Genomic DNA, 24,165 nt, shown 5'->3' on the forward strand with positions numbered 1-24,165 from the left:
GGAAATTATCCTATTGCCCTTTGATCACTCACCACGTGTACAGGAGGATGCTCAATGAAGGCAGAAATCATTGCAGTTGGCACAGAGCTACTGCTTGGACAAATCGTCAATACCAATGCCAGATACCTATCCCGTGAATTGGCTGCGATGGGGATCGATGTATATTTCCAAACGGTGGTTGGGGATAACCTGAACCGGCTTAGTGAAGCTATTCGCATTGCGCAGAGCCGTGCAGACGTTATTTTATTTTCCGGTGGCATCGGACCTACCCAAGATGATCTGACCAAGGATGCGCTCGCAGCTGTTCTTAACCGGAAACTGCATACAGATCGAATGGCTATGGACAAAATTGAGAGCTTTTTCAGAGATCGTAATGTGGACATGACAGAGAATAACCGACGTCAGGCGATCGTTATTGATGGCGGAACACCTCTGGCCAACGAAACAGGCCTTGCGGCAGGAAATGCGATTTCTGACAATGACAAATATTATGTTGTGATGCCTGGACCACCTAAAGAGCTGATTCCAATGTTTGAACAAGAAGTCAAACCTTGGCTGTTCCAGCATGTACTCACAGAAGAGATGCCGATCTATTCCCGAATGCTCAAATTCGCAGGTATTGGTGAATCTGCTCTTGAAGATCGACTTCTGGATCTGATTGACGCGCAGACAGACCCTACGATTGCTCCTTACGCGAGCGAAGGCGAAGTTACGGTACGTGTCTCCACAAAGGCTGCGAGTGAGGGAGAGGCGAAGCTGAAGCTGGATGCGATGGAGGTTCAGATTCGGGAGCGTTTGACAGAACATCTCTACGCGAACGAGGATGTGCCTATAGAGTACACGATTGTAACCATGATGTCTGACATGGGGCTGACGCTCAGCGCTGCTGAGAGCTGTACAGGAGGGCTTGTCATGCAAAGTCTGACCTCTGTACCCGGAAGTGCGTCAATGCTCAAAGGTGGAATTGTTTGTTACTCCAATGAAATTAAAGAAAAGTTGCTGAATGTGCCTCATGATTATCTGGAAGGTGAAGATGCACCTGGGGCGGTAAGTCCTGAGGTTGCAAAAGTACTTGCTGAGCAGATCCGCATGATTGGCGATGCTGATTTTGGCCTGGCTGTTACCGGTGTAGCTGGACCGGGATATTCGGAACGCAAACCACCCGGACTTGTCTTCATCGCTCTTGCCGAACGTGGAAAAGAGACGGAAATTCATGAGCTACGTATTAATGGTAATCGTGAGACGGTTCGCATTCGTTCAGCCAAAGCGATTCTTTATCGCTTATGGCAAAAACTTGTGGCGATGGATTGATTAGTTAATAGCTTCAATTGCATTTACAGTTCCAAGCAAGTATAATTAAGGAAGACGGAAGAACCGTAGAATTAGGCTTTAAAGCCTTGTTTACGGTTCTTTTTTCTGTTTAATGGAAAGTTTCCTTGAGGAAGAGGCGCCTCGGCCTTTACAAAAAAAACGAATGTATGTTCGAAAAAAAGCTTGGCAAACGTGTTAAAACAAGGTATTATTATCTTATAAACAGTAAAGGGTGTGAGCTTATTGTCAGACCGTCGTGCCGCGCTTGATATGGCGCTCCGTCAAATAGAGAAGCAATTTGGTAAAGGATCCATCATGAAACTGGGTGAGTCCACTCATATGAATGTGGAAATTATTCCCAGCGGTTCCTTGGCTTTGGATATTGCATTAGGAACAGGCGGCTTGCCTAAAGGCCGTATTGTTGAAATATATGGACCCGAATCCTCTGGTAAAACAACCGTAGCATTGCATGCTATCGCTGAAGTACAAAGAGCGGGTGGACAAGCTGCATTTATCGATGCCGAGCATGCTCTTGACCCACAATACGCAAGCAAACTTGGGGTTAATATTGATGAATTGCTTCTGTCTCAGCCAGATACGGGTGAGCAAGGGCTGGAAATTGCAGAAGCTCTTGTACGCAGTGGTGCAGTAGATATCGTCGTTATTGACTCTGTAGCCGCATTGGTTCCAAAAGCAGAGATTGAAGGCGAAATGGGTGATTCACACGTTGGTTTGCAAGCGCGTTTGATGTCTCAGGCGCTGCGTAAACTGTCTGGTGCAATCAGCAAATCCAAAACAATCGCAATCTTCATTAACCAGCTTCGTGAGAAAGTCGGCGTTATGTTTGGTAACCCGGAAACAACACCTGGTGGTCGTGCTCTGAAGTTTTATTCCACAGTACGTCTGGATGTGCGTCGTATTGAGAGTATCAAATCAGGCAATGACATGATTGGTAACCGTACTCGTATTAAAGTTGTGAAAAACAAAGTGGCACCTCCGTTTAAACAAGCGGAAGTGGATATCATGTATGGCGAGGGTATTTCGAGAGAAGGCAGTATCATTGACATTGGTACAGAGCTGGACATCGTTAATAAAAGTGGTGCATGGTACTCCTACGAAGGCGAGCGTTTAGGACAAGGTCGTGAGAACGCCAAGCAGTTCATGAAAGAGCATAAAGATATTGCTGACATCATTGAACAAAAAATTCGTGTAGCCAGTAACTTGGTTACTGCAGTTCCTGCGCCAACGAGTGAAGAGCAACAAAAAGAAGCAGCAGAAGAACAAGAATTGTTTGAAATCAACGAGTAATCTCTCAAAACCTCCCTTGTAGGGAGGATCCTGAGGGTGTTCCCCACTGGACTCCGTAAACTTATCTGATTGAGCTTGGATCAATCTGGATAATGGATTGTAGTGGGGTACTCGTGCTGTCCAACAGCCCCTGTCCCAATGGACAGGGGCTGTTGGCACGCTAACTGTGGAGATAAAGGCCGGGCTGCGCTCCCGGTCTTTTGTATTATTAGTGTTCTATGTCTTATGTGAAGATGTGCTTGGCGTAGTCAGAATGAAATTGTTATGAAAGGGGAGACCAGAATGGATCAACATGACGAGGATTTATATGAAGAAGCAGAACAGGACGGCCTATCCCAATTTCCGGACAACGAAGAACTTATTATTACACGTGTAGAACGAACGAAGAGCAGGCAAGCTCGTTATCGAATCACTTTTGGCATCCACTCCATTACGGTTCTTGAAGATGTGATGATTAAATACAGGATGACTCAAGGTAATATGTTTATGAAGAAGGATCTGGAGGAAATCATTGTAGCTGACGAGCGACAGCGGACGTATGCACAGTCTCTGCGTTTTTTGGAGCATAAGCCACGTACGCGCCATGAATTAAGTCAGAAACTTCGTCAGAAGGAGTTTGCTGCACCTTTGATTGAAGAGGCGCTGGATCGGCTTGAGCGGGAGAACCTGGTGGATGACGATCTATTTGCGAAGGAATGGACAAGACAGCGTATGGAGGGCAAGCGGAAGGGAAAACTGTGGATAAGGCAAGAGCTGCGTCAAAAGGGCATTGCCAATGATCTCATTGTTGAGGCACTAGAAGGGATCAGTACAGATGCGGAATTTGAGACTGCCTTGAGTGCAGGACGCAAAAAATGGAATCAGGTCAAAGGGGACGTCAAAGAGAAGAAAAATAAAACGCTTCCCTTCCTAATGAGACGTGGTTTTTCAATGGATATGGTGCGCAAGGTCGTGAATTGTTTAATTGAAGAAGATGAGGCTGGGGACCCTGAAGATGACGAAGCGTTGTTATGGGATTAGCAGACTAGAGTCTCTATACTGCATTCTCTTGACAATTTCTTTCGTCAAATACTAAAATGGACATGAGTCTGTAAGAAATGGACAACCCTTTTTCCTTCCAAAAAAGCGGTTTCGGTTTCTTAAGATTTATACCATTCTTAATTATGGGTTCGCTGGAAACAGTGAATAGTACGTGGAAACATGTACATGTGAAATGAAAATCGGCGGGGGATCGCCGTGAGTATTCGTTATTCCCAAACATATGTAAGGTTTGAAAACTGCAAATTGACCCAAGGAATGCCTTGGAGGAACCAACGAGGAGGTGAACAGTATGGAAATTGCAATCACGATCGCTCTCGTTGCAGCCGCGCTATTCATTGGGTTCGGAGTAGGATATTTTATTCGCAAATCTCTTGCAGAGGCTAAAATCTCTAGTGCGGAACAAGCTGCCGTACAAATCGTGGAGAACGCGAAGAAAGAGGCAGAAGCACTGAAGAAAGAAACGGTGCTGGAGGCGAAGGACGAAATCCATCGCATTCGCGCTGAAGCTGAAAAAGACACTCGTGAACGTCGGAATGAAATTCAACGACAAGAAAGACGATTGTTGCAAAAAGAAGAGTCGCTGGATAAAAAATTGGAATCACTCGAACGTAAAGAAGAGCAAGTGGCTAACAAAGAGAAACGAATTGATGAGACTCAGCAGCAGATCGAAATGATTTACAAAAACCAGGTGACAGAGTTGGAACGTATATCCAACCTCACCATGGAAGACGCACGCAGTATCATACTGTCCAACGTAGAACAGGAAGTTCGTCATGAGACGGCTCAAATGATCAAGGACATTGAACAACAAGCGAAGGAAGAAGCGGACAAAAAGTCCCGCGAGATTATTACACTCGCCATCCAACGTTGTGCGGCTGACCACGTAGCGGAAACAACGGTATCTGTTGTTACCCTGCCAAATGAAGAAATGAAAGGCCGGATTATCGGTCGTGAAGGACGTAACATCCGTGCGCTTGAAACCCTTACAGGGATTGACCTCATTATCGATGATACGCCAGAAGCTGTTATTCTGTCGGGCTTTGACCCGATTCGCCGTGAGATCGCCCGTACTGCCCTGGAGAAACTGGTGGCTGATGGACGTATTCACCCGGCACGGATTGAAGAGATGGTTGAGAAATCCCGCAAAGAAGTGGATGAGCGCATCCGTGAATACGGTGAGCAAGCTACCTTTGAAGTGGGCGTGCATGGTCTGCATCCGGATCTGATCAAAATTTTGGGCCGGTTGAAGTTCCGTACAAGTTACGGTCAGAACGTCTTGAAACATTCCATGGAAGTCGCTTATCTGGCTGGATTGATGGCTGGCGAACTCGGAGAAGACGTAACTCTGGCAAGACGTGCAGGTCTATTGCATGACATCGGTAAAGCGCTGGATCACGAAGTGGAAGGATCACACGTCGAAATTGGCGTGGAACTGGCGAAGAAATACAAAGAACATCCGGTTGTAATCAACAGTATCGCGTCCCATCACGGAGATTGCGAAGCGACTTCGGTCATTGCCATGTTGGTTGGCGCAGCAGATGCGCTCTCCGCAGCAAGACCAGGCGCACGCCGCGAAACGCTGGAAACGTATATCAAACGACTGGAGAAGCTGGAAGAAATCTCAGAGTCCTTCGAAGGTGTCGAGAAATCGTACGCCATTCAGGCCGGACGCGAAGTTCGCGTTATGGTACAGCCTGAGAAGATCGATGATGCTGAAGCCTTCCGCTTAGCCCGTGACATCACGAAGATGATTGAGAATGAACTCGACTATCCGGGTCACATCAAAGTCACCGTCATCCGGGAAACCCGTGCGGTTGAATACGCAAAATAGAGCATTACGGAAAAGTGGCCGCAGTAGTGGGCCACTTTTCCTGTTGATAGCCTGTTAAAAGGCAACTATACATCATGGAGCATGAGATAGAGTCCTGCAAAGGTTCCACATTTGAAGTAAGAGGACTTTGCAGGAATTGAGGAGGCAGTAATCAATGAAAGTTTTGTTTATTGGTGACATTGTAGGTAACGTGGGACGTAAGGCATTAAAGGAAAATTTACCTTACCTGAAATCGAAGTATAAGCCACATGTGGTGATTGTGAATGGTGAAAATGCGGCAGCAGGTCGTGGTATTACCGGTGCAATCGCAAATGAGTTTTTCAACTGGGGAGTACATGGTATTACACTTGGTAATCATACTTGGGACAATAAGGATATTTTTGATTTTATAGATGATGAGCCCCGCATGATTCGTCCAGCGAACTTTCCACCAGGAACACCAGGACGAGGGTACACGGTTGTCAAAGGCGAAGGGAAAGAGCTAGCAATTGTCAATCTTCAAGGAAGAACGTTCCTGCCTGCTCTGGATTGTCCATTCCGTGTAGCTGATGAAATTGTAGATGAGCTGCGCCAAGACCATAAATGTATTTTGGTCGATATGCATGCTGAAGCGACGTCAGAAAAGATTGCCATGGGATGGCATCTGGATGGGCGTGCGTCTCTCGTTGTAGGTACACATACGCATGTACAGAGTAATGATGATCGGATTTTGCCTGGAGGAACAGCTTACTTGACGGATGCAGGCATGGTAGGGCCTCGTGACGGTATATTGGGTATGGAGCGTGAGGCCGTGCTGCGTAAGTTCTACACCCAGCTACCTGTACGTTTTGTTGTGGATGATGGCAAATGGCACTTCCATGGTGTTTTTGTTGAAATTGATGAAGCCACAGGTGCGGCAACACGCATCGAAAAAATTCGCCTGACGGAGGACGAGTGGCGCATGGAATAGGGGTACTGTCCCAATTTGCAGGGAAACCCGTCTAAAAAGAAGGAATTTTTTTGCCTCCCGCGAATAACATCTAGTAAGTGGAAACAAACTTTCAACATTCCCAGGGAGGTACTTACCATGGATGTATTAAAAGTTTCAGCAAAGTCCAATCCTAATTCTGTAGCCGGCGCTCTTGCAGGGGTTCTTCGTGAACGTGGAAATGCTGAACTGCAGGCAATTGGAGCAGGAGCACTGAACCAAGCCATTAAAGCGGTAGCGATAGCCCGGGGATTTGTAGCACCAAGCGGAGTTGACCTGATTTGTATTCCAGCTTTTACAGACATTGTGATTGACGGCGAGGACCGAACGGCCATTAAGCTGATTGTGGAGCCCAGATAATACATGCAGTATGCATTGAACCTGTTTACGATGTAGACAGGTTTTTTTGCGTTTTTTTGCAATGACATATGGAGGAGGGTTTAAGATGTCCATGTCTGATTGGCGTGTAGCTGATTTTCACTGTGATGCACTGAGCAAAATTTTGATGCAGCCTGCTCTTTCATTCCAAGATGCTCCACAACTGGATGTGAACTTGCAACGTTTGAAAGAGGGGAATGTAGGGTTGCAGGCGTTTGCCATCTATTTACCCGAAGTGCTGGGCAGAGGCGAGTTTGAACATGTGATGGGACAGTTGGAGATTTATCGTAGACATGTGGAGAGAAGTCAGGAGCGGCCTGACGGCACACAGACGTTGTTATGGCGTGAACAGGTGGCTCAGGTGGGGCAAACAGAGGGGCCGTGGGGATTAATCACACTGGAGGGTGTGGATGGCCTGGAGGGCAACCTGTTCTATCTGGAGCTATGTTATCAGATGGGCGTTCGAATTATTGGACTAACGTGGAATTATGCCAATTGGGCGGCTGACGGAGTAATGGAGAAACGTGGAGCAGGTCTGACCGAGAAAGGGAAGCAGCTGGTGCACCAGTGTAATGAAATCGGAATGCTGCTCGACGTGTCACATCTGACAGAGAAAGGTTTCTGGGAACTGGCTGATTTGAGCAAACGTCCTTTTATCGCCTCCCATTCCAACAGTTATAGCGTGTGTCCCCATGTGCGTAATCTGAAAGATGATCAGATTCAGGCTATCATTGCCCGGGAAGGGCGGATCGGACTGACGTTTGTACCCTGGTTTGTAAAGCAGGAGGGGGAAGTACGTATAGAAGATCTGCTGCCTCATATTGAGCAATTCTGTTCTCTCGGCGGGCAGCATCATCTGATGATGGGGTCTGATTTTGATGGAATTTCAACGTATATTCAGAAACTGGAACATTCAGGACATTATCCGAGACTGATGGAAATCCTGCTCAAACATTATGATGAACATCTGGTTCGTGGCTGGTTGTGGGGGAATGCGATGAGTTATCTGAGGGAACACTTGCCAGAGAGCAATCCGAAGATGCAGATGAAGGGCAATTCCATGAAATAGTGAACTGGTGTGTGTTAAATGTGTTGAATTGAAACTGGTTTTCCAAATAAAGGAGGGGAATGATGGCGAAATAAGTGTATTTCATGAATTTTCACCACTTCGTTTTCATTTCACTCCAAAAAGGGGTATAATACCATTGGATTGTTAAGAGCCTGAGTACAGGCCATAGATAAACAAGGAGTGAATTTACAATGAGTAAAACAGTACCTGTGGGCGTATCTGCCCGTCACATTCATGTATCCCAAGAGCACGTTGAAATTTTGTTTGGCAAAGGTTATGAACTGACTGAATTTAAACCTCTGTCCCAGCCTGGCCAATACGCTGCTAACGAAACTGTAGCGGTAATTGGTTCGAAAGGACAGTTTGATAAAGTGCGTATCCTTGGACCTGTTCGCCCTGAAACGCAACTGGAGATCTCCATGACAGATTCATTTGCGATTGGTGTTAAAGCACCTGTACGTGAATCTGGAAGCATTGAAGGTACACCAGGAATCACAATTAAAGGTCCTGCTGGCGAAGTAACAATTGATAAAGGTGTTATCGTTGCTGCTCGTCACATTCACTTCCATACTTCTGATGCTGCTAAATGGGGTATCGAGGACAAACAAATGTTGAAAGTTCGCCTTGGCGGAGATCGCGGTCTTGTACTGGAAAATGTACTTGCTCGTGTATCCGATTCTTTTGCACTGGACATGCATATTGATACAGATGAAGCTAACGCTGCTGGCGCTCGTAATGGCGACACTGCTGAAATCATCGATTAATTACATGTAATAGCTTCAGCCGCCAATTAGGTCGGTCTGAATAACATATAAACCTGAGCACAGCCATCAGGGGCCGGTTAATTCCAGCCTTGATGGCAAGGCTCAGGTTTTTGTGTTTTCTGAGTGTTCTTCTGCGCATGGCATGTTTCGGATTAGACGAAGGTACATACGGTTTGGATGTGGAACTACAGCCCAATTCATGCTATAATTTGCTGTAATGCTCTTTTAATGTTCCACGCAAGAAATTCATGTGGAACAGGGATGAATGTACGATTTTTTATTAATAGAGGCTGTAAGGAGTGACCGAAGGAAATGGCTAAAGACTCAAAAAAGGATTACTCCCAATATTTTGATTTCTCGGATGCCAAAGTAATTTCGCAAGATGAATTCAGCAAAAAGATAAGAATCCGGGGCCGTGAGATTAACATCAAATCGGAACCCAATCATCGTCAGGAGAAACAGCGGGGTAAGGAAGACGTTCAGGTGCTTTACGAAAATGCCGTTCCCGATGAACTGAAAAACATAGGGAAAGGCAAACATTATATTGTATATACGTATGGATGTCAGATGAACGAGCATGACTCGGAAACCATCAAAGGACTGCTTGAGTCTATGGGATATCAGGCTACAGAGAATCGCAAAGAAGCTGATATTATTCTGCTCAATACGTGTGCCATACGGGAAAATGCGGAAGATAAAGTATTTGGTGAGCTTGGTCACCTGAAAACGCTAAAACTCGAACGTCCGGGATTGTTACTTGGCGTATGCGGTTGTATGTCCCAAGAAGAAGGCGTCGTCAACCGAATTATGCAGAAGCATGGATTTGTGGATATGATCTTTGGTACACATAATGTGCATCGACTGCCACATCTAATCCAGGAAGCGCTGTTCAGCAAAGAAATGGTTGTTGAGGTATGGTCCAAGGAAGGCGACATTATCGAGAACCTGCCGAAGAAACGTGAGGGTATGCGCGGCTGGGTGAACATTATGTATGGCTGCGACAAGTTCTGTACATATTGCATCGTTCCCTTTACCCGGGGCAAAGAACGCAGCCGTCGTCCTGAAGATGTCATTGCCGAGGTTAGAGATTTGGCACGACAAGGCTTTAAGGAGATCACGCTACTTGGTCAAAATGTGAATGCGTACGGCAAGGACTTCACCGACCTGAACTACAGCTTTGGTGACTTGATGGATGCCATTCGCCAGATTGATATTCCAAGAGTACGGTTTACAACCAGTCACCCACGTGACTTCGATGATCGCTTGATTGAAGTGCTGGCCAAGGGTGGAAATCTGGTGGAGCACATTCATCTTCCGGTGCAATCTGGCAGTTCGGAAGTACTCAAACGTATGAGCCGCAAGTATAGCCGGGAACACTATCTGAAGCTGGCTGACAAAATTAAAAAGGCCATCCCGGATGTTGTGTTGACAACGGATATTATTGTTGGTTTTCCGGGGGAAACGGAAGAACAGTTTGAAGATACACTTTCCCTTGTCCGTGAAGTAGGGTATGATTTTGCCTATACCTTTATTTATTCCCCACGGGAAGGTACACCGGCTGCGGTGATGGAAGACAACGTACCGATGGAAGTGAAGAAGGAACGTTTAAAGCGCTTGAACGAAACGATCAACGAATACAGCCACCGAAGCAATGAACAGCAACGTGGCAAAATCGTTGAAGTGCTCGTTGAAGGCGAGAGTAAGCGGAATTCCGAAGTTCTGGCAGGACGTACGCGCAGCAACAAGCTGGTGCATTTTGAAGGACCCAAAGATTTGATCGGTACTTTTGTACAAGTGGAAATCACCGATCCGATGACTTTTTATATTCGGGGCAACCTGCTCTCCGAGCCGGTAGCTGCCAATCAGTAATAGTAATACACACACCAATAAGATGAGTATTTTTTGCACTTAGCGGGGTTACGGCCGAGCGTAGCGAAGGTGACGGAATCGATTCTGTAGAAGCGAATCGTTCGCCTTTGTCTCCAAATTTTAACCTTGAACATTTCAATCGAAAAAATTCGGAGACAACAGCGATCAAAAGAACGATCCGACACCGCAGCAGTCACTCAGCAGTCAGCTGAACTTAATGCAACATTGAGTATTCATCTTATATCATCTCATAGAATGGAGCGATTTCAGTGGCGCAGGAAGAAGTGCAGTACAACCATTATGGAATGCCAACCTACGATACGCGCAATCTGGTCATACGCGACGACATTATGGGAAAAGCCAAAGAATTGGCTGATATGCTCGGAACGAGTGAGGAAGTTAGACAGTTTCAACAGGCTGAAACCAAAATTCGGGATCATGAGCGCATCCAGCAGTTGATTGCAACGATCAAGAAAAAACAAAAAGAGATTGTTGCTTTTGAAAGCTTCAAAAATGTGGAGATGGTCAGCAAAATTGAACAGGAAATTGAGGATCTGCAAAGCGAACTGGACAGTATTCCATTGGTTACGGAATTCCAACAGAGCCAGAGCGACATCAACTACTTGCTTCAACTAGTGATCTCCGTAATCCGGGATACGGTTTCTGAAAAAGTAAACGTGGAGGCTGGAACGGATTCACCTCCGACCAGTTGCGGTTAAATGACGGAAGGGTGCGGACGCTGTCCGCGCCTTTTTTGACATTACATAACCGTTAACGTGGAGTGGCTATCGCCAAGTACTCGGAATATAATTCCAAGCAAAGCTCCACGCTGTGGGGTTATTTTGTGTGGCGCAGCTGATTTTTAATGATAATGGCACATGACATCAAGAGAGCTTGATACGTACAGTGAATAAAGGAGAAATGAATAATGAGTATTTTGGACAAAATGGTGGAAGACGGAGACGGACGATTCTGGGGATTTCTCGGCTGTCGTTATATTAAAGGAGACGGCAAAGAAGTACAGATCGCGTTGACAGCAGGCGAACATCATACCAACTCCATGGGGATTATCCATGGGGGTGTATTAACTTCACTGATGGACCAGGCGATGGGTATGGTTGCAACAGCAGCAATGGAAGTGGACGGCTGTGTGACAACGAATCTGAACGTACATTTTCTCGCACCAATGAAACAAGGGGAATTAATGGTGACAGCTACGGTATTGCATCAGGCGGGACGCAGTGTTACGACTCATTCGGAGGTTCGTGATGCATCGGGTACGTTGGGATGCATGGCTACGGCGACATTCCGCATAGCACGCCCTAGAACGTAACGCACGAATCCTGCGGTTGACAAAAGATATTATTATGTCATAATGAAATTATCAAAATGAAAATAGTCGGTGGTGCCCATGAGCGAAAACTACGAACACTTCAATGCAGAGAGCGACGAACAAGCAGCACGTGAGTATAGTTCCAAAAAATATCGTACCCCCGATGGAGTTCCTGCGGATATCGTTATGTTTACCTTGACCAAGCGGGAGCGCAAGACGGTGACGAAGACACTTCCCATCCGGGAACTGAAAGTGATGCTGATCAAGCGCAAAGGCTGGCCTTTTGCAGGCAGATGGGCATTACCCGGTGGATTTTGTCAGGAGAATGAATCCATCTACGGTGCAGCTAAGCGTGAGCTGATGGAAGAGACAGGTGTAGATGGTGGACATCTGGAGTACTTGAATGTATACAGTCAGCCGGGTCGTGACCCGAGGGGATGGATTATCTCTCACGCATTTTTCGCGCTTGTGGAAGAATGGATGCTGGATCAACGCCAAGCAGCAGATGATGCTGAGGATGTTGGATTGTTCACGATCCAGGAGGCGCTGCAAGAACTGGAACTGGCCTTTGATCACAGAACAATCATTGAAGATGCTTATCGACGTATTCAACAGCAGATGCTGGAAACGACGATTGCTCGTCAGTTTCTGCCACGTGATTTTACATTAAGTGAATTATATCAGGTTATTCAAAGTGTTGTTCCGGATTTTGAAGAACCAAACTTCATTCGCAAGATTACGTCTACCCGCAGCCGTAAAGGCATTGTGGAAGAAGTACGGGATGAAGAGGGGAACCTGGTGAGTTCCAATCAGTACTCGCAGCGTCCGGCACAGCTATATCGTTTTACAGAACTGGTACCACGTCTTTCCATCTATACGTAATAAGGTGTAGATGTGTCAATCTGATTGAATCAGGATCAACCATTTCTGGGCTAAGGGAGTGTTGACGATGAAAGCACTGATTGTCATTGATTTTACGAAGGATTTTGTGACAGGCTCTTTGCCTGTAGGTCAGCCGGCAATAGAGATCGAAGAGACGATTTCGGCTGTAACTGAGGCCTATTGTAAGAATAAACATGAAGTGATTATGGCTGTGGATCTGCACGAAGAGAATGATCCGTATCACCCGGAGACGGTACTTTTCCCACCTCATAACATCCGTAATACGAAGGGAAGACAGTTATATGGTCGTCTTGCCCAAGTGATGGAAGAACGGAAAACGGATATACAGTGGATGGATAAGACGAGATATAGTGCATTCTGTGGGACCGATCTGGAACTCAGACTGCGTGCACGTGGTATTACGGATATTGCACTGATTGGGGTATGCACGGATATTTGTATATTGCATACCGCAGTGGACGCTTACAATAAGGGTTTTCATATTACGGTATATGAAGATGCTGTTGCCAGCTTCAATCCGGCAGGGCATGAGTGGGCACTTGGACATTTTCGTTCCAGCCTTGGTGCTTCGGTGGTTAAGGCGAGCGAGACGGTCTTGGCTTGATGAATGTGGTGAAGGGTGTATAGAGTTTTTCACGGGAGACTTGTTTGTTTAATACGGATGAACAGAATCATGAGAATGAGTCTCCCTATGTTAACCCGTGTTCACAGATGAAATCTGGGGGCACGAGCGGAAGTCAGAGAGGATGAGACAAATGCAGACAACTAGCCTGGCTTTACATACGGATAAATATCAGATCAATATGATGTACGCCCATTGGGTGAATGGTACTCACAAGCGGAAGGCGGTATTTGAAGCCTATTTCCGTAAACTTCCTTTTGGCAACGGATATGCGGTATTTGCCGGATTGGAACGTATTGTGAACTATATCAGTCAGCTTCGGTTCACGATGGACGACATCAAATTTTTATCCAAACAAGAGGAAAATTACGATCCGGTCTTTCTGGAAGAATTGCTCCAGTTTTCATTTCAGGGAACGATTCATTCCATGAAGGAGGGTGCAATTGTTTTCCCTGACGAACCGCTCATTCGGGTAGAAGGCTCCATTATGGAGACACAATTAGTGGAGACGGCGATACTTAACTTCATGAATTATCAGACGTTGATTGCAACCAAGGCTTCGCGGATTAAACAGGTAGCACAGCAGGATACGTTGCTCGAATTCGGCACACGGCGCGCACAGGAAGCGGATGCTGCCATCTGGGGCGCACGTGCCTCGTATGTAGCAGGTTTCCATGCAACGTCCAACATGCTGGCCGGAGAGCGCTTTGGGATCCCAACAGCAGGTACACATGCCCATTCCTGGGTACAGAGCTTTATGAGCGAACAGGAGGCGTTTGACGTGTATGCCAAAGTGTTGCCTGATCAGGTTACGCTGCTGGTTGATACCTTTGACACGTTGAACAGTGGAGTACCTCACGCCATCAAGACAGCCAAGAAGCTGGAGAGCCAAGGTAAAAAGATGAATGCCATTCGTCTCGACAGTGGTGACCTAGCGTACTTGTCGATTCAGGCACGTCAGATGCTGGATGAGGCTGGCCTGGATTATGTGAAAATTGTAGCATCCAATGATTTGGATGAAAATACGATTTTCAACCTGAAGGCTCAAGGAGCACGGATTGATACATGGGGTGTTGGTACACAGTTGATTACCGCTTCTGACCAGCCATCTTTGGGTGGAGTGTACAAATTGGTGGAGCGTGAAGTAGACGGTGCCATGCTGCCTACGATCAAAATATCTGCCAATCCTGAAAAAGTGTCCACTCCAGGTAAAAAGGAAGTGTTCCGGATCATTGATCCGAAACATGGCAAAGCGATTGCAGATTATATCTGCTATCCAGATGAAGAGCAGCCGCTACAGGGCGGACCGCTCAAGCTGTTCAACCCGCTACACCCTTACCTGAAAAAGACGGTTACCCGCTACGAAGCGGTAAATATGCTGGAGCCGATCTTTGTGAACGGACGCAAAGTGTATGAACTGCCTAATTTGGATGAGATTCGTGCGTATCATCGAGAGCAGATGGACCTTTTCTGGCCTGAATACCAGCGGAAGCTCAACCCGGAGATCTACCGTGTGAACATCAGCCCTGCGGCATGGAATATGAAGCAGAAGCTCATTGCGGAACATGTGAAATCCACAGAGGAATAATTCACACATAAGAATTACAGAGAGGCATAACCAGTGAGGAATACTGGTTATGCCTTTTTGAAGATCATAGAATTATACGTTTTCAGCGGAGCTGAACGATTCGATGATCACAAGAAAAACTTCAGCTAAATGCGGTCTGTCTTCTATGAAAGTACGTCGATAGACTTTTTTCTTATATGATCCCGATGAGATGGACCATTGATGTAAGAAATCTCATGGACAGACTGCCAAGGTAACAGGCTATACTGGAAATAGTCATGCGCAATTCAAAAAGGTTGTAGGGGAAAGCAGTAATTATTTCTCGGGAAAGCGCAGGAGACGCCAAATTCTGCATCGCATTGTTTCAATCCCGTAGCTGTAGGGGATGAAAGTAAGAGGAGGTGCAGACATGAGATGGATATTAGGACTGGTCTGGATCGCTTTTATTGCCTATGCAGTGTTGTTGGCACCAGGGCAGTCACCTGGAAGTGACCCGATATTCAAAGAACTGATCACCCTGCAAAGCAAAGAACCTTGGTTACTCACGGTATTTTCGTGGTTAGGTATTTTTCCGGCAGTGTATGCTTGTTTGCTGTTAAGAACATCTGTGAAAGAACGAGGTGGCCGTGTGCCGGCTTGGCCTTTTGTTATCCTTTCTTTCGGACTGGGGGCTTTTGCCCTGCTTCCTTATTATGCATGGTCATCATCCGCAAATAGAGCTTCGGGTTACGGAAGCTTACATTTTGGGCGTCAGCGTGAGTCGGGAATTGGACGAGTAGCCGGCAACAAGCTGACGCATGTAGTCCTTCTGCTGTTGACGCTGGTCACAGCATTTTATGCTGTGACGCAAGGTCATCCGGATGTATACATGGAAGCATTCAAGCAATCTGCCTTTGTACATATCATGACGATTGATTTTGTACTACTGACCTTACTTTCGATGATTGGGATATACAGGGATACTGAAGTGAGTCGACATTCAGCAGCTTGGACCGCGGCAGGCATCATCCCTATTGTGGGTCCACTAATCTATCTGTTGACACTCAGAAGAGACAGAGCTTGATCATCAACATCTGAAGAATGCAGAAGTAAAAGGTAGCCGTTAAGCCTGAATGCGAACAATTCATGTGCTTAATGGAAAAATATATAAAATCCAAAGAAGGAGTGGCTATCAATGAAAAATCATTTTAACGCATATGTTGTCCGTAAAGAAGAACAGGGCGGAGTGAAAGCTGCTATAGAGCAACTGAAGAAGGAAGATCTGCCTAATGGAGATGTAACGGTACAGGTGCAGTATTCCAGTGTCAATTATAAAGACGGACTCGCTACCCTAGAGAAAGGCGGTGTCGTCCGTGAGTACCCGATGGTACCTGGAATCGATCTGGCCGGAACGGTAGAGGAGTCGGTCAGTGGACGTTTTGCACCAGGAGATCGGGTGATCAGTACAGGATTTGAACCTGGCGTATCCCATTACGGAGGGTACAGCGAGTATGCTCGTCTGCGCAGTGAATGGCTGGTGCCTCTGCCACCGGGTCTCAGTGAGAAAGAAGCCATGGCAATTGGAACCGCAGGATTTACGGCTGCACTTTCGGTTGATGCGCTGTTACAGGCTGGAGTGACTGCGGAGATGGGCAAGGTTCTGGTTACGGGTGCAACGGGTGGTGTCGGCAGTATGGCAGTTGCCATTCTGGCGAAACTGGGCTTCGAAGTAACAGCCAGTACAGGTAAGAAGGTTCAGGAGGAGTCATTGCTCCGAAACTTGGGTGCCTCAGAGGTTATTACTCGTGAAGAAGCTGATGCTCCAGCTAAAGGAGCCATGGGGAAACAGCTATGGGCGGGAGTTGTTGATCCAACAGGAGGACCAGCTCTTGCGGAGCGATTGAAACAGATTCAATACGGAGGTGCGGTAGCGGTATCCGGGTTAACCGGAGGCACAGCTTTTGAATCCACGGTACTTCCGTTTATTTTGCGTGGCATCCAGCTTATAGGTATAGACTCTGTATATTGTCCAATGGAACGTCGGGAACGATTGTGGAAACTGCTCGGTGGAGAATGGAAACCGGAGCGCGCACTTGAACTGGGAATCCGGGAGATTTCTCTAGACCAATTACCTCATACACTGGAGACGATACTCCAAGGTGGTGCAGTAGGTCGTACGGTGGTCAATACAATATCAGATCTGCCATCCGCATAAGATTCTAAGTCCTTAGACATGCTAATTCTACCTGATTGGGTCACAGTACACGTGGCTGGAAAGGAAGGATTGGCATGTGGTTTGGTAGAAAAGGGCGAAGGCTGGTTGGAAAAACAATAAAGTCGGTACTTGTAAGTGGCGTGTTGATCACAAGTATCTGGTCCCTGGTGGCTTGTTCGGCATCATCCATTGAACAGGAGCGGAAGGTCTATACCCGCGAAGCGACAGATGAAGGAAATATGCGGGCACAGAATCAAGGACACGGATTAAACGGTGAATTGGTGAGTGAGATCAGTAAGAGTTTTGAATCAAAAGGCATCCAGCTGATGAATAATATGTCTGCCGATGACGGCCATGGTGGGATCTCTTATATGTATTTGTTGAATGGAAGTGGCAGACACATCGTGAAAGTTCATATTTTCAGTGATAAGGCTGCACGAGCTGCCAGCATGAAACAAATGTATAGTGAGGATCGTGATGAGGCTGTCTTGGAGAATGCGCTTGGACGGACAACGATTCGCAGCAAAGGATACGTCTCACTCGTTTATACAGCTTCTGGTGGAGAAAAGGACAAGTATGAACAGGATGTTATGCAGGTATTCCAACATGTGTTGGAGCAATTAAGGTAGGAGAAGATGGGAGCACAGAAAACTTTCAATCCTTACCGTACAGCTGAAAATAAACCCTAAAACCCGTCTGATCTTTCAGACGGGTTTATATATTTCACGCATGACATGCCGCAGCTCGGGCAAAATGAGTTTTTCCATGGCCAATTTAACAGCTCCTTTGGAACCCGGCATGGAGAATACGGCTGTGCGTCCAATCGTTCCAGCGACGGCTCTACTCAGGATGGCAGCGGAACCGATATCTTCGGTGTAACTGAGAAAACGGAAGATCTCACCGAAACCCGGGAGTTCCTTGTCCAGTAGTGAGGACACCGCTTCGTAGGTTGTATCTCGGGGTGCAATCCCTGTTCCGCCGCTAAGCAACACAGCTTCGACATCATCACGAACAGCTGCATCTTGCAGGATGGTTCGAATGCTCTCCGTTTCATCTGGTGTGATGATGTATTCAACGATCTGATAACCTGCTTCATTCAAAAGCTGGTGCATGAGCTGGCCACTGGTGTCGGTGTCTTTGGTGCGTGTGTCCGACACCGTAACAATCATGCACGATACCGTGTCAGGGGCTTCCTGGCGATGTTGTTCCACTGAATTAGTCATGAAACTTCCTCCTTCAATCAACATGTCCTCATAGCATAGACCATCCGGTAGAATCAGGCAATGTACTGGAGAAGAGTTGAACGTTATTGCACAACGAATGCGGGATGGTGTACACTCGCTAGATATAGATAGATCAGGTTAAAAGAAGGACAATCAGAGAGGTGTATACGCATGAATGAAACGATTTTAAAAGAACAATCCATACCTGTATATATACTGTCAGGTTTTTTGGGGAGTGGCAAAACAACACTGCTTGTTCAGTTGATTGAACATTGGCAACAGCAGAGTTTGCGTCCCGCAGTGGTTATGAATGAGTTAGGCGAAGTTAATCTGGATGGTCAGATTGTGGATTCCACCGTTCCGATGACAGAGATGTTAGGTGGATGCATCTGTTGTACCGTACGTGGTGACTTGGGATTGCAACTTGCTGATCTCGTTCAGGAGGAATCACCGGATGTGATCATCATTGAAGCCACCGGTGCGGCGAATCCAATGGAGATTCTGGATGCGGTAACGGAGACCTCACTCTACATGCGATTGGAACTGAAAAGTCTCATTACTGTTGTGGATGCAGCACATCTGTCTGGCCTGTATCAGGAGCAGAAGGGGCAGACGTTCAAGCTGATGCAGGAGCAGATTCGTTGTGCGTCTGTGCTTCTCTTGAACAAAACGGATCGGGTGAGTGCACAGGAACTGCAAGATCTGGAACAGCTTTTGGCAAAATGGAATGGCTTCGCACCTGTAATTCCTACAGTGAAATGTGAGGTGGAGATGGATCTGCTGCTTCGCAGCGGGGCAGACGTGCATGTACGTGATTCAGCTTCTGAAGCAGGCAAGCCGGCTCACCAAGAGCATCATGTGCATACGGAAACCTGTGGTACACATGGCTGCAATCATGGACATGAGCATACACATCATACAGTCCAAGGCGATGCTACGAATACTGACGCATCTCATAACCATAGTCATGACCACGGTCACGAGCATTCTGCTCCTCATGCCTCACACGAACATGTTATGGTGTATACGCATTATTTCAGTCATCCGGTGAACAGCGAAGCGTTTGAACAATTTGTATCTGCTTTGCCACGAGACGTGTATCGAGCGAAAGGTATTTTATCGTTTAGTGACACGGCGAGCCGTTTCTGGTTCCAGTATGCTTACCGTGAATCGGATTATATGAAGATCACACCTCAAGGAGATGTTCCTAATGTTGCTGTGTTTATAGGTGAACATTTTGACCAAACTGTCATTCGTGACCAATTACTGGAATTGGAAGCGATAAAGTAGGTTAGATGATTCAAAATTCCTCCGAACTGGGTATTAAGATGCATAGCAAACTTTGCCTGGGAGGTAACTTTAAATGACACAACAACAATATCAACAATGTATCGATGCTTGCCTGGAGTGCATGAATGCTTGCAACGTATGTTACATATCGAGTCTGAAAGAATATGATCTGGCGATGCTGCGTGATTGCATTCGTTTGAATCGGGAATGTGCGGAGATCTGCAGTTTTGCTGCACAAGCGATGACACGTGGAAGTGATTTCATTGCTGAAATATGCGAATTGTGTGTGAAAGCTTGTGAAGCTTGCGCCGCAGAGTGTGGCAAACACCACCATGATCACTGCCAGGCATGTGCAGAGGCTTGCCGCAGATGTGCAGAAGCTTGCCGGTTAATGGCAGCAGTGGCGTAAATATTATTTCACTGGAATATATAATTAAAACCGATAATGACCTTTGTCCCCTAAGGGAAGGCAGTGAACACAGGCATCTGAGACGATGTGCCTCTGTGTTGCCTTTCAATAGGGGATTTTTAATGCAGGTTGCCAAGTCTGATCGTGGTATGTATAATGATGGCAATGAATTGAAACGAAGAATATCAATGATCGGGAGAGTAGCCAGATCCATACATGACAGCGAGCCGGGAGAGGTGGAAGCCGGTATGACATGACCTGAGTGAACCGCACCCGTGAGATGGTTATCCGAAAAGATGAATTTATCCCGATTGGGGATAGGTCATATCTGTCTGAGGGTAATTCGGCTTGCGACCGTTATACGCATCGAGCGGAACAGGTTCTACAGGTATGCATGTTTGATGCATATTAGGAGTAGCTGTTCACCTAGAGTGGTACCGCGGGAACTGTTAAGTCAGCTCTCGTCTCTTATTTAGAGACGAGAGCTTTTTTTGTGTTTATTTTCAGCCAATAATGAATGGATAAGGAGTGTTTGACATGTTGATGAAGAAGGCTGCGGCCGATATTGCCCCTTTAACGGGATTGAATGAACAAGAGGTTCTGAGATTACTGGAAGTCCCACCACAGGCGGAGATGGGGGATGCAGCATTCCCTTGTTTTGCATTGGCGAAGTCATTAAAAAAAGCACCGGCAGTCATTGCGACCGAGCTCGCAACAAGTCTGCAGGCATCTGGAATTGAAGCGACTTCCGCTGGGCCGTATGTAAATATCCGATTCAATCGGGAGGAGCTTGCGCCGAATCTGCTGAAAGAACTGGGGGATGCCGCATTCGGTAAGCTTCAGCTTGGTCAAGGTTCACGTGTTGTGATTGATATGTCTTCCCCTAACATCGCAAAACCCTTCGGAATCGGACATTTGCGTTCTACTGTAATCGGTGCAGCACTGTATCGGTTGTATAACGAAGCGGGTTATACCTCTGTAAGTGTGAATCACTTGGGAGACTGGGGAACCCAGTTTGGCAAGCAGATCGCAGCGTATAAACGGTGGGGCAATGATGAAGCATTGCAGGCAGACCCGATCCGTACGTCTCTTGAGCTGTATGTGCGTTTCCACGATGAGGCGGAGAATGATCCTTCTCTGGAGATTGAGGCACGGGATTGGTTCCGCAAGCTGGAGCAGGGAGATGATGAAGCACAGCGGTTATGGGCGTTCTTTGTGGAAGTTAGCATGAAGGAATTCAACCGGATGTATGAACGTCTGAATGTACAGTTCGACCATACGCTGGGAGAAAGCTTTTACAATGACAAGATGGGTGCAGTGGTTGAAGAACTGAAGGCAAAAGGTTTACTTGAAGAGAGTGATGGAGCACTCGTGGTACGTCTGGAGGATGAGAACATGCCCCCGTGCCTGATTATCAAAAAAGATGGAACAACAATCTATCCTACACGGGATTTAGCTACGGCGGTTTATCGTCATGAGGTGATGAAGGCAGATCGGTTGTTATACGTGGTCGGAGGCGAGCAGAAGTTACATTTCCGTCAGGTATTTGCGGTCCTATCCCGGATGGGTCATGAATGGTCTGCGAAGTGTGAACATATCCCGTTTGGATTAATGCGTTTTGAGGGACGGAAAATGTCTACCCGCCGCGGTAAAGTCGTATTTTTGCAGGAAGTATTGGATGAGGCAGTCGCTCGTGCTTTGCAGATTATCCAGGAGAAAAACCCGAATCTGGAGAACCCTCAGAAGGTGGCTGAGGCGGTTGGTGTAGGTGCCATTGTCTTCGGTGATCTGCGTAATAGTCGGTTAAACGATGTGGACTTCTCCTTGGAGGATGCGGTGAGTTTTGAAGGAGAGACCGGACCTTATGTGCAGTATACCCATGCCCGGATTCAAAGTGTGCTTGCCAAGGCAGAAGAGGCGATCCGCGTGGAAAATGAAAACCCTCTGTCTAACCCCAGTCTTGCGGATGGTGAGATTGACACAGTGACCACTCCATCCTGTATCGGAGATACCTCATGGGCATTACTGAAACTGCTTGGTGATTATCCCGAGTATCTTGAAAAAGCAATTCATCGGAATGAGCCTTCGGTCATTGCCAAATATACAATAGATGTCGCTCAAGCGTTCAACAGCTTCTATCACGCCGAACGCATTGCGGATGCGTCATCTGATGTAAGATCCTTCAGGGTGGCATTGGCCAAACGGACTGCCGAACGCCTCGCGTACAGTTTACATTTGCTAGGTGTGCAAGCTCCAGAACGGATGTGATCCCAGGTGATATGGAGTACACGTGGACTTTTCAAGAAAGCCAATCAAGATGTACCAGACTCATTAGGTCGAGGTATGTTGCTTCAACGAGTGAGCAAGCGATTAGGTAATGCTCAAGTACTTGATGAAATTAACCTGGAAGTGAAGCAGGGAGAATGTGCTGTACTTGTTGGCAGAAACGGTTCTGGCAAAAGTACGTTGCTACGTATGTTGGCAGGTATTTTGTTACCCGATACAGGATCGATACAGCGCACAATGAAGGGTTCTGATGGGTATGCAGTAGATGGCTTGCCACGTTTACCCTTTACTTCTGGAGAGTACTTGTGGGACATGGGACGGATTCGGGGCATTCGCCCCGAAATACTGCGTGAGCGGATTAGAGAACTTAGTGAACTTTTATATCTGGATACCGCGATCGATCAGAAGTTACCCCTATTATCCAAGGGCACATTGCAAAAAGTGAATTTGATTCAGGCCCTGTTACCTGGACCGGGTGGACTTTTGCTGCTGGATGAACCTTTATCAGGCTTGGATATTCCAGCTCAAGAGGGCATTGTATCCCTATTGGGGCAATGGAAGGATGAAGGGACATCCATCGTTACAGCTTGTCATGAACCGTTGCTTATTGAACGTTTGGCAGACCAGGTAATTGTGTTGAAAAAAGGCAGCGTGCTCCGCTACTGGAGTCGTGAAGATATACTTCAAGCTGGCGAACCCGTTGTACGTATTCAAAGTCTGATGGAAGCTGGAGAGGATCTGGCTGACGATCCATCCATTTTACAACAACGGGGAGTCCTGTCTTTAGTCCGTAATACGAGCTTGGAGAAATCCAATGCTTGGTTGTGGGATTGGAAAGTAGTTCAACAATCAACAGATGATGTCCTCAGAATGATTCTGGCATCCGGAGGTTCGGTTGTGTCTGTACAACAGGAAGAAAGTCAATTACATATGGAAAGTCTGCTGGAAGGACAACATCCAGCTGTACATGCGAGTCGTGGAAGTGTCACAGGATCTGTGGACTTTAGCTCTTCCATGGATGATGCGGGGGGAGAAGCCGAATGATCTATCTGACCCGATATTTGTTAAGGCATCACATTCGCTCACAGAAATATTTTGCACCGGTTATCTTTTATATCATCGCCATGCTGCTGATCTATTCCTACAAACCCAACCCTATTGCGGACAGTTACAGTGTCACGGCTATGCTGTTATTTCTGGCAGCTGCTTGGCTCGGAGTAATGGTGATGAATACCGAACCTGCTAAGCAGTATCAATTACTCGTCCTTCATACAGGAAGCAGGCGTAAGGTTGTAATAAGTCAACTCATCTGTGCCTGGATAATGCAATTCATGCTCACCGTAATCACTGTGCTGTATCCCGTGTTCGCGGGAATGTTCGAGAGACAACCTACAGGTGAGGAGTGGATGATGACTTGGTTAGGACATCTGGGATTATCACTGCTGGGATTAGGCATCAGTGTATTTTTTCAAAAATCGTACATTCCCTTGCTTAGTCGCAGTATGCCTGCTCTCATTATTGTATTATTACTATCGTTTATCCAAGGTTCCTTAAGTGAACGTTTGCCTGAATCGTTAGAATGGCTTGGCCGCATTCTTCCACCAGCCTTTTATCTGGTTCGTGAGATGATGTTATTTGATGAATCAAAGATGGACTCTTTTGTCTCGGTTATGCTGTGGACTGTGCTCTATGCATTAGGGTTACTAATCATCCATGTGTGGCTGTCCGGAAGAAGAGATCTGCGGAGTTAGGAGACGCGCTTCCCGATAACTTGAATGTTGCTCTTGGTTTGGTTAGGAT

General features: G+C 46.7%; 24 protein-coding genes. 23 read left to right on the top strand and 1 reads right to left on the bottom strand.

Annotated elements, in window-relative coordinates; all coding sequences use genetic code 11:
- Positions 1-54 precede the first annotated feature (54 nt).
- From MKZ13_RS11790 to MKZ13_RS11870, 17 genes are all read left to right on the top strand, one after another.
- Positions 55-1,311 carry a competence/damage-inducible protein A gene (locus tag MKZ13_RS11790; RefSeq protein ID WP_036670416.1) on the top strand — a complete coding sequence of 419 codons (1,257 nt, stop codon included), beginning with the start codon at positions 55-57 and terminating at the stop codon, positions 1,309-1,311.
- 243 nt (positions 1,312-1,554) lie between these two features.
- Positions 1,555-2,619, top strand: coding sequence for a recombinase RecA (gene recA / locus MKZ13_RS11795; protein ID WP_036609261.1), 1,065 nt, complete (start codon positions 1,555-1,557; stop codon positions 2,617-2,619).
- A gap of 282 nt (positions 2,620-2,901) precedes the next feature.
- On the top strand, positions 2,902-3,639 hold the full coding sequence (locus MKZ13_RS11800) for a regulatory protein RecX (protein WP_339184128.1): 738 nt from the start codon (positions 2,902-2,904) through the stop codon (positions 3,637-3,639).
- 310 nt (positions 3,640-3,949) lie between these two features.
- Complete coding sequence (gene rny, locus MKZ13_RS11805) at positions 3,950-5,491, top strand: ribonuclease Y (protein ID WP_036670418.1); 1,542 nt, start codon at positions 3,950-3,952, stop codon at positions 5,489-5,491.
- Between the two features lie 154 nt (positions 5,492-5,645).
- Entirely contained in the window at positions 5,646-6,440 is a 795-nt protein-coding gene (locus MKZ13_RS11810) for a TIGR00282 family metallophosphoesterase (protein WP_036609256.1), read from the top strand.
- Positions 6,441-6,557: 117 nt separating this feature from the next.
- Positions 6,558-6,818, top strand: coding sequence for a stage V sporulation protein S (locus tag MKZ13_RS11815; RefSeq protein ID WP_007430104.1), 261 nt, complete (start codon positions 6,558-6,560; stop codon positions 6,816-6,818).
- 85 nt (positions 6,819-6,903) lie between these two features.
- Positions 6,904-7,905 (top strand): dipeptidase, encoded by a 1,002-nt coding sequence (locus MKZ13_RS11820; RefSeq protein ID WP_339184129.1) that lies wholly within the window; start codon positions 6,904-6,906, stop codon positions 7,903-7,905.
- A 191-nt stretch (positions 7,906-8,096) separates the two neighbouring features.
- Entirely contained in the window at positions 8,097-8,669 is a 573-nt protein-coding gene (locus MKZ13_RS11825) for a phosphate propanoyltransferase (protein WP_017689107.1), read from the top strand.
- A 312-nt stretch (positions 8,670-8,981) separates the two neighbouring features.
- Positions 8,982-10,538 carry a tRNA (N6-isopentenyl adenosine(37)-C2)-methylthiotransferase MiaB gene (gene miaB, locus MKZ13_RS11830; RefSeq protein ID WP_339184130.1) on the top strand — a complete coding sequence of 519 codons (1,557 nt, stop codon included), beginning with the start codon at positions 8,982-8,984 and terminating at the stop codon, positions 10,536-10,538.
- Between the two features lie 269 nt (positions 10,539-10,807).
- Positions 10,808-11,257, top strand: a complete 450-nt coding sequence (locus MKZ13_RS11835; RefSeq protein ID WP_036609251.1) for a YlbF family regulator — start codon at positions 10,808-10,810, stop codon at positions 11,255-11,257.
- A gap of 209 nt (positions 11,258-11,466) precedes the next feature.
- Positions 11,467-11,871, top strand: a complete 405-nt coding sequence (locus tag MKZ13_RS11840; protein WP_145318772.1) for a PaaI family thioesterase — start codon at positions 11,467-11,469, stop codon at positions 11,869-11,871.
- Positions 11,872-11,949: 78 nt separating this feature from the next.
- Positions 11,950-12,753, top strand: coding sequence for an NUDIX domain-containing protein (locus MKZ13_RS11845; protein ID WP_339184133.1), 804 nt, complete (start codon positions 11,950-11,952; stop codon positions 12,751-12,753).
- A 67-nt stretch (positions 12,754-12,820) separates the two neighbouring features.
- A complete protein-coding gene (locus MKZ13_RS11850) occupies positions 12,821-13,378 on the top strand; it encodes an isochorismatase family cysteine hydrolase (protein WP_339184135.1) in 558 nt (185 codons plus the stop codon).
- A 151-nt stretch (positions 13,379-13,529) separates the two neighbouring features.
- Entirely contained in the window at positions 13,530-14,984 is a 1,455-nt protein-coding gene (locus tag MKZ13_RS11855; protein WP_339184137.1) for a nicotinate phosphoribosyltransferase, read from the top strand.
- Positions 14,985-15,372: 388 nt separating this feature from the next.
- Entirely contained in the window at positions 15,373-16,026 is a 654-nt protein-coding gene (locus tag MKZ13_RS11860; protein ID WP_339184139.1) for a hypothetical protein, read from the top strand.
- Between the two features lie 111 nt (positions 16,027-16,137).
- Positions 16,138-17,157, top strand: coding sequence for an acryloyl-CoA reductase (locus MKZ13_RS11865; protein WP_339184141.1), 1,020 nt, complete (start codon positions 16,138-16,140; stop codon positions 17,155-17,157).
- Between the two features lie 74 nt (positions 17,158-17,231).
- Positions 17,232-17,786, top strand: coding sequence for a hypothetical protein (locus MKZ13_RS11870; protein WP_339184142.1), 555 nt, complete (start codon positions 17,232-17,234; stop codon positions 17,784-17,786).
- 75 nt (positions 17,787-17,861) lie between these two features.
- On the opposite strand, the gene MKZ13_RS11875 is transcribed toward MKZ13_RS11870, so the two are convergent.
- Positions 17,862-18,380 carry a MogA/MoaB family molybdenum cofactor biosynthesis protein gene (locus MKZ13_RS11875; protein WP_339184144.1) on the bottom strand — a complete coding sequence of 173 codons (519 nt, stop codon included), beginning with the start codon at positions 18,378-18,380 and terminating at the stop codon, positions 17,862-17,864.
- 171 nt (positions 18,381-18,551) lie between these two features.
- Here MKZ13_RS11875 and MKZ13_RS11880 point away from each other — a divergent pair, with 171 nt between their 5' ends.
- The 6 genes from MKZ13_RS11880 to MKZ13_RS11905 all read left to right on the top strand — a co-directional run bounded on the left by MKZ13_RS11880 (position 18,552) and on the right by MKZ13_RS11905 (position 24,116).
- Positions 18,552-19,670 carry a GTP-binding protein gene (locus MKZ13_RS11880; RefSeq protein ID WP_339184146.1) on the top strand — a complete coding sequence of 373 codons (1,119 nt, stop codon included), beginning with the start codon at positions 18,552-18,554 and terminating at the stop codon, positions 19,668-19,670.
- Between the two features lie 73 nt (positions 19,671-19,743).
- Positions 19,744-20,079 carry a four-helix bundle copper-binding protein gene (locus MKZ13_RS11885; RefSeq protein WP_036609230.1) on the top strand — a complete coding sequence of 112 codons (336 nt, stop codon included), beginning with the start codon at positions 19,744-19,746 and terminating at the stop codon, positions 20,077-20,079.
- Between the two features lie 122 nt (positions 20,080-20,201).
- A complete protein-coding gene (locus tag MKZ13_RS11890) occupies positions 20,202-20,336 on the top strand; it encodes a hypothetical protein (protein ID WP_256704105.1) in 135 nt (44 codons plus the stop codon).
- A gap of 280 nt (positions 20,337-20,616) precedes the next feature.
- Positions 20,617-22,347 (top strand): arginine--tRNA ligase, encoded by a 1,731-nt coding sequence (gene argS / locus MKZ13_RS11895; protein WP_339184150.1) that lies wholly within the window; start codon positions 20,617-20,619, stop codon positions 22,345-22,347.
- Positions 22,348-22,353: 6 nt separating this feature from the next.
- Positions 22,354-23,409, top strand: coding sequence for an ABC transporter ATP-binding protein (locus tag MKZ13_RS11900; protein WP_221824107.1), 1,056 nt, complete (start codon positions 22,354-22,356; stop codon positions 23,407-23,409).
- The gene (locus MKZ13_RS11905) at positions 23,406-24,116 is read left to right on the top strand and encodes a hypothetical protein (protein WP_221824105.1); all 711 of its coding nucleotides are present in this window, start codon (positions 23,406-23,408) and stop codon (positions 24,114-24,116) included. The genes MKZ13_RS11900 and MKZ13_RS11905 overlap by 4 nt, the downstream gene beginning before the upstream one ends.
- Positions 24,117-24,165 lie beyond the last annotated feature (49 nt).

The sequence above is a fragment of the Paenibacillus sp. FSL R5-0701 genome, assembly GCF_037973995.1.
In the GTDB taxonomy this organism is placed as follows: Bacteria; Bacillota; Bacilli; order Paenibacillales; family Paenibacillaceae; genus Paenibacillus.